Here is a 15035-nt window from a genome sequence, read left to right as displayed (position 1 = left end):
CCGTCGCGATTGCGGTCCTGCGGGCGCGACCGAGGTGCTGGTGGTTCCGTCGATGCGGACCCCGGGCGGCGCCCACGCCAAGGTGGAGACCCCGGAGGCCATCGCGCGGCTCCGCGCAGAGCACCCGTCGGCCACCCTCCGCTACGCCTGGCCGTTTGACCTCTCGGAGGTGGCGCGCCTGCTCGCCGCGCAGCTCGCGCGGGACCTCGTCGAACGGGTGCGTCTCGCGCCACGAATCAGCGGTGATGGGCAGCTTGTGGCAGCAGCGCCTCGGACGGATGCGTGCCCCTCGGGGCTTGCTCCGCCACTACTCAGTGTTACTATGTACTGGTAGTCAGTGACGTTAGGTAGTTCGAGGAGCTGTTCGTGGGCAAGCAAATGACGGAAATGCTTAAGGGAATCCTGGAGGGCATCGTCCTCGCGATCCTGTCCATACGGCCCGCGTACGGCTACGAGATCACGGCGCGGCTGCGGGCTCAGGGCTTCTCCGACATCGCCGAGGGCACCGTCTACGCCCTGCTCGTCAGGATCGAGCAGCGCGGCCTCGTCGACGTGGAGAAGGTCCCGTCCGAGAAGGGGCCGCCGCGCAAGGTGTACTCGCTCAACGCTCAGGGGCGGGAATACCTCGAAGAGTTCTGGAGGACCTGGAGCTTCCTCGCTGAGCGGCTCGAGCAGCTCCATGAAGGAGGCAGATGACATGTTCATCTCAGAGTTCATCTCGAAGGTGATCGGCGAGAAGGGGCAATGGCGGCAGTACAAGGCGCGCGCGAGACAACTTCCCGCGAGCTATCGCACGGCGGTCGATGCGCTGGAGCGATACCTGATGTACTTCGGGACGGGGGGCGACGGGACTGCGATTTACGCGGACCTCGTCGACCTGTTCGAACAGAGCGCGGCGAACCGGACCCCGATCCGCCAGATCGTCGGGGAAGACCCCGTGGAGTTCATCGAGACGTTCGTCCGGAACTACCCGAAGGGTAAGTGGATCATCCGGGAGCGGGAACGGCTGACCAACGCCATCGAGCGCGCCGCCGAAGAAGAAGCGAGGGGAGTCTGATGGCGAGACAGCACGCACTCCACGTTCAGGGCCTGGAGAAATCGTTCAACGGCCTGGAGGTGCTGCGCGGCGCGGACTTCGACGTGGCGCGGGGCAGCATCTTCGCCCTGCTCGGCTCGAACGGGGCGGGCAAGACCACGGTCGTGAGAAGCCTGTCCACGCTGCTGCGGGCCGACGCCGGGACTGCCAGCGTCAACGACTTCGATGTCGCCACGCAGGCTGCGGATGTACCGGCCTGGTTGGAGCTTCCCACGAACTACGGGGACGTTCGCAACGAGCTCCACGCTGCCAGCGCACCAGAGCCGAGCGAGGAAGCCGTCAAGACCCGTGCTCGGACGGGCTATGGCGACATCACGATTCACCGCTCTCTCGAAACACGAGCAGCAGCGGACCTATGACGTCAGCCCGCGAAGCACAGTGCCGTAAGCGTTGCGGCGCTGCGCATGCGATTCGTTTCAGACCCTCCAGAAAAGGCGGTGCAGCATGTCGGACACGACAAGCGGGACAGTAGTGCAGGGACACGTCGAGGACGGCTGGGGGAAGGTGGCCGATGCCTTCCGCGGGAACTTCGAAGGGAGCCCAGGCGAGGTCGGCGCGGCGTGCTGCGTCTACGTGGACGGCCGTCCCGTCGTCGACCTGTGGGGCGGCTTCGCCGATGGCGAGGCGAACCGTCCGTGGGACGAGGACACCATCGCGTTGGTCGCCTCCACGACCAAAGGCGCTACCGCGATCTGCGCCCATCTGCTGGCACAGCGCGGCGAGCTCGATCTGGACGCTCCGGTGATCCAGTACTGGCCGGAGTTCGGCGCTGCCGGCAAGGAGCATATCCCGGTGCGCTGGCTGCTCTCACACCAGGCCGGTCTGCCGGTCGTCGATGGTCCGCTGACATTCGAGGACGCCTGCGCCTGGCATCCGGTCATCCGGGCGCTCGAGGCGCAGAAGCCGCTGTGGCAGCCGGGCACGGAGCACGTCTACCACAGCATGACCTTCGGGTTCCTGGTCGGGGAGGTCGTGCGGCGGATCACCGGCAAGTCGCTCGGCACCTTCTTCGCCGACGAGGTCGCTGCCCCGCTCGGGCTGAGCGCCTGGATCGGACTGCCCGAGGAGCAAGAGGGACGGGTGGCGCGGATCGAGTACGCCGCTCCGTTCACGCTGGAGGAGATGACCGCCGGGATGATCGAGACCACCGGCCTCGATAGGGACACGGTCATCGCCTGGATGAACGCCGTGTGGGGCCCGGACTCCGTGCAAGCCCGCGCCGGCCAGCTCGGCGGCGCCTTCGATCCCGCCAGCGACTACATGAACACGCGTGCCTTCCGCGCTGCTGAGCTCCCCTTTGGGAACATGTTCACGGACGCTCGATCGCTGGCGCGGATGTATGCGGCCACGGTGAGCAAGGTCGACGGCGTGCGGCTGCTGAATCCGGCGACGGTCGAGAAGATGACCGTCGTCCAGACCGACAAGACGAAGATGAACGGGCTGCCGCCAGGACTGGACGTTCCGGCCGACCGCTCCTTCTACATGGCGCTCGGGTTCTGGCGGGCCTGCCCGCCGATGCCCTGGGCCGGGCCCGGGTCGTTCGGCCACCCCGGCTCCGGCGGATCGGTCGGCTTCGCCGACCCCGATGCCGGTGTCGGCTTCGGCTACGTCACGAACCTCTGGTCATTCCGGATCGGCGAACCGCGAGCGTCGAACCTGGCCGCGGCGGTCGCGGCCTGCCTCGGGTGACCGAGGCCTCACGTGCTGAACTTCATGACGTTCTCGAGGAAGGAACTGGTGCAGCCTCCTCGACGGTGAGCTACCTCACTGCTGGTGGCTCCAGTGCTCGCGAGGAGCCGATGCGGCTCGGCTGCTCCAGGTATGTCCTTGGAGCAACATCTTGGAGAGCTTACCTTGTTCCTACCGGGTGCTTACGCTACCTGATTGACGCCACCTTCAGGGGTGGCCGGACAAGGGCAGGGCAGCGGGCGACCAAGGCGCGCTCCTTGCTTGACAGGTGACCCAGAATTTCTCCACCAGGAGAGCGAGATGCACGTCCCGACGACGGCGATCCGGCCTCAGCTCGATATTCGCGCCCAGGCGCCCGTGCCCACGAAGCACGGCGTCTTTCAGATGTTGGTGTTCCACTTCGGTGGGACGACGAGCCCCGACCAGGGGCTCTCACCCGATCACGTCGCGCTCGTCATGGGCGACGTGCGCGGCCGATCGGACGTGACCCTGCGCGTCCACTCCGAGTGCCTCACGAGCGAGGTGTTCGGCTCCCTCAAGTGCGACTGCCGCGAGCAGCTCGAGGCGGCCCAGGCCGAGATCGGGCGACGCGGGCTCGGCGTGGTGCTCTACCTGCGGCAGGAAGGGCGCGGCATCGGGCTCGCCAACAAGATCCGGGCATACCAGCTCCAGGCGTTCGGCCACGACACGGTCGACGCGAACCGCATCCTCGGCCTGCCCGACGACGCCCGCGGCTACGAGCCCGCGGCCGCGATGATCGAGCACCTCGGCATCGAGTCGATCCGGCTCCTCACGAACAACCCGGACAAGGTCGAGGCGCTCCGCGCGCTCGGCGTCCGGATCGCCTCGCGCTCGGCGGCCATCGTCCCGGCCAACCCGTTCTCCGCGCCCTACCTCGAGGCGAAGCGCCTCCGGATGGGCCACGTCATCCCGTCGCTGCGCGACGGCGAGGGCGCCGCGGTAGGCGACGCCGAGTAGCCGCGGGGACTGCTCTCAGCCCCGCCGCAGCGCCACGGCCGCGGCGCGCTCGAGCACGCGGAAGGTGAAGCTCTCGGTGAGGAAGAGCTCCACGACGTGCCTGTCGTGCCCGTCGTAGCCGATGGACAGGTCCTCCCCGACGGTCAGCTCGAAGTCGCCGCCTCGCGTGCTCAGGAGCACGCCGCCTTCGAGCGCGGGCGCCCACACGATCGGCCCGTCGATGAGCTGGCGCTCGATGTGCTTGAGGAGCGGGTACCCGTCCTCCGCGGCCGCGGCCAGCTCGTCGTACGCCTTCGGACCCAGCGCGAGCGCATAGGGACCGTCGACGCCCGCGGCGCGGAGCACCTCTCTCGCCGCCACCACGGCGCGCGGCCACGCCTCCGGCGCGGGGATCACCACGGGCTTGTGCGGCGCGACCTCCAGGATCCCCTCGATCCCGGCGGCCGCGAGCCCGTTGAAGATGGCGCCGTCCTCGAAGCGCGCGGCGTGCTCGGCGGCGCGCACGACGTCCTCGATGTTGGGCTCCTGCGCTCCGCGCCCGACGGCGTCGAGCTCGGCGAGATCGAGGCGGATGGGCGCGCGGAACTCGACGAGCGGCCGCACGAGGCGGATGCCCGCGCTCACCGAGGACGCCTCCTTCCGCTCGAGCGCGCGCGTGCGGCCCGTGTTGACGGCGGCGTACTCCCAGCCGAACGGGCCGCGGAAGTCGACGACCTTGCGGCCGGCGAGGTGCAGCTTGAGCACGCGCGTCGCCTCGTGATCGATGAGGTCCCACGCGGCGGGGAGGATGGGAGCGAGCTCGCGCTTGAGAAGATCCATGATCATGCCCCCTTCAGGCTCCCGATGCCGAGCGCGCCGCTCGGCGCCATGGCGCCGGCCTTGGCCGTGGCGCCGAGCTTCGCCGCCTCCTCGGCCGCTTCCACCTCGGTGATCGGCCCCTGGCTGTTGAGATAGATGTCGATCTTCTCCTGGAAGACGCGATCATTCCGCCGGAGCCACTCGAGGTTCATCATCGCGTGCTCCACCTCCTCCTCGAGGTGGTGGAGCAGCACGGCACGGAGCTCCGCGTCCGAGCACGCCTCGGCGCGCTGCTGGTACCAGTCGATCGCCTCGAGCTCCTCGATCAACGAGACGATCGCGCGGTGCCGTTCCTTGGTCGCCTCCGACAGGAGCTCCGGCAGCTCGTGGTAGTTCTCGCTCGACACGCCGCTTCGTCCTTCTGCCTAGGCGCTCTTTCGCGCCGTTTGCACCTGGAACGACACGATCTCCGGCTCGACGTTCGAGCGGCCGCAGGCCGTGCACTGGACCGTGTGCTCCCGCTTCTGGCGCTCGAACTCGGAGAGCGACGCGACCACCTCGAACTCGGCGCCGCAGTCGTTGCACTTGAACTCGTACGTCGGCATGGAGCTCCTGTCTTGCAAATGTGAACTGAATCACATGTACGGGCACAAGCGAGATCCGTGCCCTCCCAGGATTCGAGCCGACCCGGGTTGCAGCCGGACGAGCACGAGTGTCGTCGGCGTCGCGCGCAAATGACGCTGCGCGGTCGTTGTCGGAGGCCGAGCTGACGCCGCGGCCGGAGGCTCGGGCGGGAGCGCCGATGCGCTCGACACGCGCCTCCCGGCGCTGGAAGGTGTGATCTCGACGGGTCGGCCGGTCGCCTGGCTACGGCCGCCCACCGTGCGTGAACAGCACGGCGCCGCCCTCGGAAACCGGAAACGGTGACGGCCTGGCAGCTGAGCTGCCCCTCGGAAACCGGAAACGGTGACGGCCTGGCAGCTGAGCTGCCCCTCGGAAACCGGAAACGGTGACGGCCTGGCAGCTGAGCTGCCCCTCGGAAACCGGAAACGGTGACGGCCTGGCAGCTGAGCTGCCCCTCGGAAACCGGAAACGGTGACGGCCTGGCAGCTGAGCTGCCCTCGGAAACCGGAAACGGTGACGGCCTGGCAGCTGAGCTGCCCCTCGGAACCGAAAACGGTTGGGACGGGGCAGCTGAGCTGCCCCTCGGAACCGGAAACGGTTGGGACGGGGCAGCTGAGCTGCCCTCGGAAACCGGCAACGGTCTGGACCGGGCAGCTGAGCTGCCCCTCGGGTTGTGCTGCGCTCAGGGCACGCGATGGATGAAACGTGGCGCACGTGCTCGGCTCAAATTAGTGCACGGTGCGTCAGTTGGCGTGGGACGAGCGAGGTGCGCTCGCGTTCCAGCCCCTCGCAGGCGAACGGAGCTAGGGCAAACGAACGGCGCGCAGCTGGACCGTGCGGCCCATGAGGCTCGGGTCGCGGATCGCGAACTTCAGGCCCGCGGTGTTCAGCACACGGAGCGCAGCGAGATCGGGCAGCGGTTCCTGGTCATGGAGCGGGAGAGCGAGGCTGAGCTCTTCGCCGACCTGGAGTCGATCGAGCGCTTCCTGCTGTTCAGGCGTGACGACCGCCAGCGTGGCCATCCCGTTCGCCCGTTCGAGCCGCGCGTCCACCGGCTCCGTCGCTGCGAAGCGAAGCTGCGAAAGGGTCGCCTTGAACGCCGGCCCCTGCATGAAGTGCTCGAGCCACCCGGTGAGCTCGTCGGCGTTCGTGAACCAAAACATCGGCTCCCCGCTCACCGCGCCGCGCCCGTTCGCCACGTGGACGGTCACCATGATGTGTCGGAAAGCCGGGCGATGGAGAGGCCAGAGCGCCAGATGGTGCCGCCGTCCATCCTCGGACGACTGCACGCGCGCGCCGACCCTAGCCCTCGCCTCCAGCGCCGCGGCGAAATCCACGAGCGGATGCACGATCTCGGCGGCCGGATGGGGATTGGGCGGGGGCTCCGGTTCGTCGATGAGTTGCTGAAAACGATCGAAGCGGTTCATGGGAGATCCAGTGTACCAGCGACCGGGAGGTGATCACTCAGCGTGGGCTTTCGCCCGTTCGTCAGCGGCTCGCCGTCGAGGATGTCGAGGACGCGCGTCCGGACCGCAAGACCTGGCCCGGCCGCCAGAAAATCGAGGACACGCCAGCTCGTTCCTTGCGACGTCGACGTGAAAAGATAGGTGCCCGAGCTCGGCGTGACATCAAGAGGCGCGATCCGCAGGGTGCTCCGGGCGCGGTTGTGGGAATAGCCGCTGCTCGGGGCAGGCTCCGGCGCGAGGGAGAAGCAGTAGCGGCTCACGACCTCCGGCGATGTCGGCGCGGCGTTGAAGTCGCCGAGCACAACCACGGGATCACCCTTGGCGTGCTCGTCAATGCGCCACCGGGCCTCCGAGGCAATCCCGCCGCGCTCGGTGTGATGCGGCGAACCGTCGAGGCCATCGGGCATGCCGTGGTAGTTCACGATGGCGAGCCGCTGGCCGGCCAGGATCGTTCGGGTGAGGATCAGACGCCCGCCGATGGTATCGATGACGTCGTCCCGGCTCGCGTTGGCCTCCAGCGGCGCCGAGCAGAAGACGCTCATCGTCCCGTTTCCCGTCGCATACACGGCAGCGCCCCCGAGGTCCCGCACCCGCCTGACCACGGTGTCGGAGTCATCGAAGCACTCCTGCACGGCGGCGATGAAGGCTTCCTGCCTGCACGACAGCGACGCGATGTGCCGCACGAGGACGGACAGCGGCGCGTCGCGCTTGCAGAGGTTCCACGTGAGGAGCTGGATCGTCGGCACGCTGCTGCTCGTTCTACTTCCTACTTCTTCGCCGCGTCCTTCAGCCGCGCCTTGAGCCGCGTCGCGTAGCCCTCCTTGTTCTCCTGCTTCACTCGGCCGATCGCCAGCGCCTCGTCCGGCACGTCGCGGGTCACGGTCGTGCCCGTCGCCACGTAGGCGCCCGCGCCGATCTTCACCGGAGCGACGATCTGCGAGTCGCTGCCGATGAAGGCGCCGGCGCCGATCTCGGTCCGGTGCTTCCGGAAGCCGTCGTAGTTGCAGAAGATCGTCCCGGCGCCGACGTTCGCGCCCTCGCCGATGTCGCCGTCGCCGAGGTAGGCGAGGTGGTTCGCCTTCGCGCCCTTCCGGACCACGGTCTTCTTGGTCTCGACGAAGTTGCCGATGTGCGCGTCGGCCTCGATCTGGCTCTCCGGCCGGAGGTGCGAGAACGGCCCGATCTGCGCGCCGGCGCCGATCGACGCCTGCGAGGCGACCGTGTACGGCTTCACGGAGGCGCCCGCCTCGACGACCACGTCCGTGAGCACCGAGCCCACGTCGATCCGCGCCCCCGCGCCGACCCGCGTCCGGCCCCGCAGGACGACGGCGTGCTCGATCACGGCGTCCGGCTCGACGGCCACGCCCGCGTCGATGCGGGCGCTCGTGCGGATCGTGACGCCGCTCTTGCGCAGCCGGTCGGCGATGCGGCCGTGGAGCACCTCCTCGGCGGCGGCGAGCTGCGCGCGGTCGTTGATGCCCACGAGCGAGCCCACGTCCCTGGCCACGACCGCCGCGGCGCCGCCGGCCTTCGCCGCCTGCGCGACGATGTCGGTCAGGTAGAGCTCACCCTGCGCGTTGTCCGTCGTCAGCCCGGCCAGCGCGCGCTCGAGGAAACCGCTGCGGGCGAGGTAGACGCCGGGGTTCACCTCGGTGATCGCGCGCTCCTCGGGCGTCGCGTCCTTGTGCTCGCGGATGCCGATCACACGGCCCGAGGCGTCGCGGAGGATCCTGCCGTACCCCGTCGGATCGGAGACCTCCGCGGTGAGCATCGCCATCGGCGCGCCGCCCGCGCGGTCGAGCGCCCCGCGGAGCTGCGTGAGCTGCTCCGGATCGAGCAGCGGCGTGTCGCCGCACAGGATCAGGATCGCCTCGGAGGTCGCGTCGATGTGCGGCATGGCGCAGCGCACCGCGTCGCCCGTGCCGCGCTGCTGGGGCTGGAGCGCGGTGCGGACCTTCTTCCCCTGGGCACCGAACGCCTTGTCCAGGGCCGCGGAGACCTCGTCGCGGCCGTGGCCGACGACGACCACGACGTCGGAGGCGCCGGCGGCCAGCGCCGCGTCGACGACGTAATGGAGCATCGGCCGGCCGCAGAGCTCGTGGAGCACCTTCGGCCGGGCGCTCTTCATCCGAGTCCCTTGTCCAGCAGCGAGAACGACAGCGGTGAGCGGGGTGGGTTGGGTCGCCATCGCTCCGCAGCCTATACCCACGAGCCCGCCGCCGTCCCCGTCGCAGCGCAGTGACGCTGGAGAACTGGAGAAGGCGCGCTCCGGCGTCGCCCACCTCACCCCCGCTGGGGCGCCAAGCCCCTACGCACCTGGAGTGGAATCGTCTACCCTGGAGGCAACTGGGGGAGGTTGTCGTCATGCGCAGGCGCGCGCTGGGTTCCTCGGTCGGTGTCGCATTCCGGCTCGTCGCGCTCATCGCGGCCGGCGGGGTGATCGCTTCGTGTCACGAGCCGCTCGACACGACGCGGAAGGCGCCTCCCAAGGTGAAGGAGGGCGGCGGGCTGGGCGACGACGTCTTCGGCATGCTCTGCGACCGGGTGGGCGCGTCGAGCCTCCACGAGGACCACACGGGCGCCTCGTACCAGCGCGTCTGCCACTACGACCGCGAGGGCCGGTACGAGGACGAGGTCGACGTCTCGGTGCTCCCGCCGGTCTCCAGCGAGCGGGCGGCGCAGGCGCGCAGGCTGGGCGTGGCCAAGGTGGAGGCCATGGCGCGGTGGCGCAACGCCCTCGTGGACGCCGTCAACGCCGCGGTGCCGGACATCGAGATCGACAACGTCGCGCCCGGCGAGGGGGGCGGCAAGATCCGGCTGCACGATGCCGTCCTGAGCCTCTCGCAGACCCTCGCGCCGCTCTACGAGACGAACCCGTTCGACGCGGCGGGGCCGGCGGTCCTGCCCGAGTCGACCCGGGGGATCGCCCGGCTCCTCGACGCGCTCATCCACGGCGGCGAGGAGAACGCGAGGCTGGACGAGGGCGACCAGAAGAGGCAGCGGGAGCGGGCGCCGATCGCCTGCGACAGGGCAGAGGGGCAGGGAGCGCCGGTCTGCGCCCTCGCCAGCATCTGGGGGCGCCAGGGCTATCGCTCGGCGGAGGTGGGGCTCGGCATGGCGGGCGCGGCGCTCGCGTACCCCGGGCTGCGCCCGATGACCGTGGCGGCGCTCGACGTGCTCGGCCCCGGCGGCCCGGGGGCGCCCGCGCTCCAGGCGCTGCTCGCGGCAGGCGAGCAGGAGCTGGCCACGCTGTCGCTGCCGGAGCGGGCGCCGCTCGGGGTCGACGCCGCCACCGCGCAGCCGAGCCGCCCGCGCACGACCCTGGAGCTCGCCCAGGCGGCGCTGCTCGCGGAGCACCCCGGGCTCGCCGCGCCGCCGTCGATCTTCATCGCCCGCCGCGATGGTCGCGGGTGGGTCCTCCCCCAGGGCGAGGGGGTCCCCGCGCCGTTCGCCGACGCCGACCGCGACGGCCTCGCCGACATCGACGCGTCCGGCAGGTTCGTGGACCGGAGCGGCGCGCCGCTCGCGATCGAACCGCCGTTCGCCATCCCCGGCGTCACCGAGCCGCCGCGGGACCCGTTCGGGGGCCTCTCGCCGGAGCTCTACGCCTACGTCGACACCTCCCGCACCGTCCTCGGCGCGGCGCTGCGGTCGATCGTGCCGCTCGTCGACGGGACCCGGTACGCGGGCAAAGGCGATCCGGAGCCGTGGAAGACCGAGCACGAAGGGCTCATGTACGCGCTCTCCGGCGCGTACCTGCTCTTCGGCGACCGCGAGGAGGCCCGCTACGACGCCCGCCGCGGCAGGATCGTACCCGCGGGCGAGCGGTGCGACGGCTGCCTGTCGTACCGCCGCTTCCGCGGCGAGGGCTCGCCGCTCGCCGACCTCGCGCACGCGATCGGCCAGGTGCTCGCCGACAGGGACTCGGACGTCCTCCTGCTCACGCTCATCGATCTGCTCGAGAACCGCGAGGCGGAGCTCGCGCGCATGACCGCCGCGGCGCTGCGCATCCGGGATGTCGCCCGCGAGCACGACCGGCTGGCCGCCCAGGGCAAGGAGGCGCCCGCGCGGATCGACGAGAAGGCGCCGCTCTGGGACGAGCTCTCGGCGGTGCTCGGCAGGGCGGTCGAGCAGCCGGGGCTCGTGGCGCGCTTGATCGAGGCGCTCGGGAGCGACGCGCTGCTCGCCTCGCGCGGCGGCGCGCGGCACGCGGGCGACGCGATCGCGGCGATGCTCACGACCCGCGACCGGTACGCGTACAACCCGGCGCAGCTGAACGGCCCGGCGATCAACCTCACGGTCGGGGCGCCGACGATCGCCGCGCCGCGGACGCCGGTGGATCAGACGAAGCCGAAGATCGGCGACAACCGCTCGGGCATGGAGCGGCTGATGCAGCTCATGCACGACACCGCCGGCGTCAGGCAGTGCAACAAGGAGGGCGCGGTGGTCAGCGTCTTCGAGGTCACTGTGCCCTTCGTCGAGTACGCCGCGTGCGAGCTGTTCCAGATCGACAACCTGGCGGCCTTCTACCTCGACTCGCTCCTCCCGGAGGGGCACGACAAGAAGGCGGTGCTCGAGGTCAAGCCGACGGTCCTCGCGCTCGCCGTGACGGACTCGGTGCTCCAGTCATCGAGCGGCATCGACGGCTTGACGAGCCATCCCACCCCGGCGGCGCTGAACCGCCTCATCTATTTCGGAGCCGACTCGGACAGGTTCCCGGCGCTGCAGGATCTGGATCCCTTCCGGGCCCTGTCGGGAACGGGCGGGAACCTGACGACGAACCTGTTCATCTCCGGGACGCTCGAGCCGGCCGGCACGATCCATTGCCCGAGGAACGCGCTGGGCGTGAACGAGTGCAGCTCCCCCGAGGGCCTGATCCGGGTGCGCCACCCGGGGACGGCCTTCTTGCTGGAGCAGCTCGGGCTCGGCGAGTACCTGAGCCCCATCGTGGCGGCGTTCGCCGAGGTCGCCCCGGATTCCACGGGGGAGGACATCCTGATCGATCTCTTCAGCACGGCGTACCATCACTGGCCGGGCAAGCAGCACGGGCCGGAGTGCATCAAGGCCGGCTCGCCCAAGACCAACACCGCGTACTGCTCGGAGGCAGGGGCCAACTCCTACGAGCCGCTCATCGCCGACGCGCTCCGGGCCAAGGACGTCCTCGCATCGTCGGTGGCGTTCGCCCGGATGGCGCGCGACACGTCCGTGACCGTGCGGCGCGGCCCCGCGGCAGATCGGCCGCTGACGAAGGCGCAGGTCCTCGAGAAGCTCGCGCGCACCCTCTTCAGCACCCGCTACGCGGCCGGCGTGGGCATGGTCGACCGCTGGGGGAAGAAGAAAGCCACGTGGGCGGATGGCCGGGTCCAGGACCAGCTCACCGTGTTCACCCTCCTCGCCGGCGCTCTGAACGGCATCGACGCGCGCTTCGCGCAGCGCAATGCGCCCGACGCCGCCGAGCGAGAGGGCCAGTGGAAGCGCGGCGTGGACGAGCTCGTCGATGCGCTGCTCGCGGTCGAGGGGTCGGGGCCCGAGGCCCGGTTCAAGAACCGCGCGCTCCCGAGGATGGGCGCCCTCGTCCTGCGCGTCCTCCGCGAGCAGCTGAACGCCCACTGCCCCGATCGCGAGACGACGGGGCGGTGCGCCTGGGCGCAGAAGGAGCTCGGCGCGACGGTGAGCGACCTCCTGAGCCACCCGCTGTTCGCCGCCGCCGTCGACGTGATGGAGGCAGTCCGCGCCCACGAGCCGGCGCGGCGGGAGATCGAGCGGTTCCTCACCTACCTGCTCGACGCGGACGCAGCCGGCGCCCCGTTCCAGGCGCTCTCGACGACGCTCGCCGACGGCCTCCAGCTCCTCGCCGACGACGACGCCTTGCGCCGCATCCTGAAGGCCGCGTCGACCGCGCTGACCCCGGCGGGGGGCGCCGGCGGACCAGGCGCGGCCGACGCGGGGCTCAACGCGCTGAAGGCGCTCAACGACGATCGCTACGACAGGTATCACGCGATGGATCACGTGCTCCCGGCGCTCGTGACGCCGATGGCGGACGGCCGAGCGCCGCTCGACGTGTTCCTCGACGCGTTCGCGGACGTGAACCGCATCGAGGCCGGGAGCGGCGCGCCGCTGACGGCGGAGGACTACCGGCAGCTCCTTGTCTCGGCCAGGGACTTCCTGACGGACGAGACCCGCGGGCTCGAGCAGATCTACGCCATCGTCAAGAACCGGCCGCACGAGTGATCCACGTGCAAAAGCCCACGATCCGCGCCGTGCTCTCCGTGGCGTCCGCCGCGGGGGCGCTCCTCCTGCCCGCGGGCGACGCCGTCGCCGCCGGGCTGTACTTCACCGACCGCGGCGTCCGCCCGTCGTCCCGCGGCGGGGCGTACATCGCCGGAGGCGACGATCTCGGGGCGATCGCCTACAACCCCGCGGGCGTCTACGAGGCCGGCACCCAGGTGCTGTTCGACGTCGGGCTCTTCGAGTGGCGCAGCCGGCACACGCGCCAGGCGATCGTACGGCAGGTCGATCCGAACACCGGCGAGCCGACGGGCGCGAGCTTCGTGCAGACGATGGACCCGGTGACCGGCAGCGCGCCGGTGCTGCCGATCCCCACGCTGGCAGCGTCGTTCAAGGTCGATCCGCGATGGGTCGTCTGGGGCGGGATGTGGGCGCCGTACGCGGCCCTCTCCAGCTATCCGGAGCAGGTGAATGGCATGCCGGCGCCCCAGCGCTATGCGCTGCTCACGCTCGAGGGCTCCGCGCTCGCGCTCCTGGGGGTCGGAGCGGCGTACGCGCCGTCGCCCGAGTGGCGCTTCGGCGCCGGGCTCGGCGCGCTGGTCGGCACGTTCAACAGCCGGATGGTGGTCTCCGGGTGCCTCCCGGAGCGGATGTTCTGCGCGCCCGAAGATCCGGAGTGGGACATCCATTCCGAGCTCAGCGTCGCGCCCATCGTGGCGCCCACGGGCCAGCTCGGGGCGCTCTTCGTCCCGACGCCGCGCTGGCGTGTCGGCCTGGCCTTCCAGCTTCCCATCTGGGTGCGCGCGCCGGCCAAATTCAGGGCGCGGCTCCCCGCGGCGCCCGTCTTCGAGCGCGCCGTCCAGGAGGGCGAGGACGCCGACGTCGCGTTCGATCTGCCGTGGGTCCTCCGCGCCGGCGTGGAGGCGCGGGTCGTGGACGATCTGCGCGTGGAGCTCGGGCTCGGCGTCGAGGGCTGGAGCATGCACGACGACATCCTCGTCGAGCCCGACGGCGTGGTGCTCCGGAACGTCGTCGGCTTCCCGGAGGCGTTCCGCGTGCCAGCCGTCTCGTTCCCGCGGCGATTCGAGAATTCGCTCTCGGCGAGGCTCGGGGGCGAGTATTCCTTCGATCTCGCGGGCGCGCGGTGGGATCTGCGCGCCGGCGTGAGCCTCGAGCAGAGCGCCGTCCCGCCCGAGTACCTGTCGGTCCTCACCATCGACGCGACCAAGCTGACGACGGCGGCCGGCCTCGGCGTCCACCTCGGCCGGTGGCGCCTCGACGCGAGCTACGCGCACGTCTTCGCCGCGGACGTGAGGGTCGATCCGAGGCAAGCGCGGCTCCCGCAGGTGAGCCCGGTGCGGGCCAATCCGCCGGAGGACCCGAACACCATCAATGGCGGCGCCTACAGCGCCCGTGCGAACGTCGTCGGGCTCGGCGTCGCCTACACGTTCGAGGCAGCTGGAAGCGGTGTTACCCGGCCCGCAGCTCGCGCAGCCGCTCGGTGAGCCGGGGGCCGTCCAGCCAGCTCAGGTCCTTGTCCACGCTCGTCTCGATGTGGTTACTGACCTGCTTGCTCACCGTGCCGCGGAGCAGGCCCAGGAAGTGCGGCGGCGCGATGAGCACCAGCGTCTCGTAAGCGTGCTCGTTCAACCCCTTCTCCAGCACCGCCGCGAGCTGCTGGGCGAACTTCTGCTTCTCGACCTCCTTGGGATCGGTGTCGGGGGCCGCGCCGGGGCGGCCGAGGTACTGGCCCTCCCCGCCGCCGACGGTGCCGTTCCCGCCGGAGGTGCCGTTCGGCTTGCGGCCGTGCGCGTCGGCCATCAGATCCCGCACGCGCGCCCGGCTCTCGTCATGGTTGTACGACTCGAGCAGGGTGAAGCCCTTGCCCGCAGGCTCTTCACGATAGAGCTGGGCACGGCTTGCGTCGGAGACCAGGATCCATGTCTTCCGTGCTGCCTTTTTCGCCATAAGCCTCCACGGGGGAATCAACCCTTCCCTTGGTTTACGTTAAAGACCGACCCCACGCGGCGCAAGCGGCCGGAGGGCCGAGTCCGGCGCAATTCGGCCGGATCGCACCCCGAGAGGAAGGCTCCAGCAGACTCGACAACCTGCACTCGGCCTGAATTCGTGGAGAGCGAGAGGGGGAGAGCGGCGCT

The 15035-nt window shown here is 70.4% G+C and carries 13 protein-coding genes and 1 pseudogene; 7 read left to right on the top strand and 7 right to left on the bottom strand.

Annotation, left to right across the window (positions count from 1 at the left end):
• Positions 1-366: 366 nt before the first annotated feature.
• From WMF29_RS28590 to ribA, 5 genes and pseudogenes are all read left to right on the top strand, one after another.
• Positions 367-696, top strand: a complete 330-nt coding sequence (locus WMF29_RS28590) for a PadR family transcriptional regulator (protein ID WP_437323303.1) — start codon at positions 367-369, stop codon at positions 694-696.
• Entirely contained in the window at positions 680-1057 is a 378-nt protein-coding gene (locus tag WMF29_RS28585) for a DUF1048 domain-containing protein (RefSeq protein WP_437323302.1), read from the top strand. Before WMF29_RS28590 ends, WMF29_RS28585 begins: the two co-directional genes overlap by 17 nt.
• Positions 1057-1326 (top strand): annotated as a pseudogene (locus tag WMF29_RS28580) (ATP-binding cassette domain-containing protein); the annotation flags it as partial. The gene WMF29_RS28585 and the pseudogene WMF29_RS28580, both read left to right, overlap by 1 nt.
• A 214-nt stretch (positions 1327-1540) precedes the next feature.
• Entirely contained in the window at positions 1541-2785 is a 1245-nt protein-coding gene (locus WMF29_RS28575) for a serine hydrolase domain-containing protein (protein ID WP_437323301.1), read from the top strand.
• Positions 2786-3085: 300 nt separating this feature from the next.
• Complete coding sequence (gene ribA, locus WMF29_RS28570) at positions 3086-3763, top strand: GTP cyclohydrolase II (protein ID WP_272094217.1); 678 nt, start codon at positions 3086-3088, stop codon at positions 3761-3763.
• A gap of 15 nt (positions 3764-3778) precedes the next feature.
• Here the strand turns inward: ribA and WMF29_RS28565 are convergent, their stop codons facing one another.
• The 6 genes from WMF29_RS28565 to glmU form a co-directional block, all read right to left on the bottom strand.
• Positions 3779-4582: a family 1 encapsulin nanocompartment shell protein gene (locus WMF29_RS28565; RefSeq protein ID WP_272094216.1), complete on the bottom strand. Its 804-nt coding sequence runs from the start codon at positions 4580-4582 to the stop codon at positions 3779-3781.
• A gap of 2 nt (positions 4583-4584) precedes the next feature.
• Positions 4585-4968, bottom strand: coding sequence for an encapsulin-associated ferritin-like protein (locus WMF29_RS28560; RefSeq protein WP_437323300.1), 384 nt, complete (start codon positions 4966-4968; stop codon positions 4585-4587).
• 18 nt (positions 4969-4986) lie between these two features.
• Positions 4987-5166, bottom strand: coding sequence for an FmdB family zinc ribbon protein (locus tag WMF29_RS28555; RefSeq protein WP_437323299.1), 180 nt, complete (start codon positions 5164-5166; stop codon positions 4987-4989).
• 822 nt (positions 5167-5988) lie between these two features.
• A complete protein-coding gene (locus WMF29_RS28550; RefSeq protein WP_437323298.1) occupies positions 5989-6612 on the bottom strand; it encodes a hypothetical protein in 624 nt (207 codons plus the stop codon).
• Positions 6609-7397, bottom strand: coding sequence for an endonuclease/exonuclease/phosphatase family protein (locus WMF29_RS28545; protein WP_437323297.1), 789 nt, complete (start codon positions 7395-7397; stop codon positions 6609-6611). The genes WMF29_RS28550 and WMF29_RS28545 overlap by 4 nt, the downstream gene beginning before the upstream one ends.
• A gap of 20 nt (positions 7398-7417) precedes the next feature.
• Positions 7418-8839 carry a bifunctional UDP-N-acetylglucosamine diphosphorylase/glucosamine-1-phosphate N-acetyltransferase GlmU gene (glmU, locus tag WMF29_RS28540; RefSeq protein ID WP_437323296.1) on the bottom strand — a complete coding sequence of 474 codons (1422 nt, stop codon included), beginning with the start codon at positions 8837-8839 and terminating at the stop codon, positions 7418-7420.
• A 176-nt stretch (positions 8840-9015) separates the two neighbouring features.
• On the opposite strand from glmU, the gene WMF29_RS28535 reads away from it, so the two are divergent.
• Positions 9016-12882 carry a hypothetical protein gene (locus tag WMF29_RS28535; RefSeq protein WP_437323295.1) on the top strand — a complete coding sequence of 1289 codons (3867 nt, stop codon included), beginning with the start codon at positions 9016-9018 and terminating at the stop codon, positions 12880-12882.
• 5 nt (positions 12883-12887) lie between these two features.
• Entirely contained in the window at positions 12888-14384 is a 1497-nt protein-coding gene (locus WMF29_RS28530) for an OmpP1/FadL family transporter (RefSeq protein ID WP_437323294.1), read from the top strand.
• Here WMF29_RS28530 and WMF29_RS28525 read toward each other — a convergent pair.
• A complete protein-coding gene (locus WMF29_RS28525; protein ID WP_437323293.1) occupies positions 14350-14847 on the bottom strand; it encodes a host attachment protein in 498 nt (165 codons plus the stop codon). The genes WMF29_RS28530 and WMF29_RS28525 overlap by 35 nt on opposite strands.
• Positions 14848-15035: the final 188 nt, after the last annotated feature.

The organism is Sorangium sp. So ce381, from assembly GCF_051473845.1.
Lineage (GTDB): Bacteria > Myxococcota_A > Polyangia > Polyangiales > Polyangiaceae > Sorangium > Sorangium atrum.
Note: the sequence above shows the minus strand (reverse complement) of the source record. Positions and strands in the feature narration are given on the sequence as shown.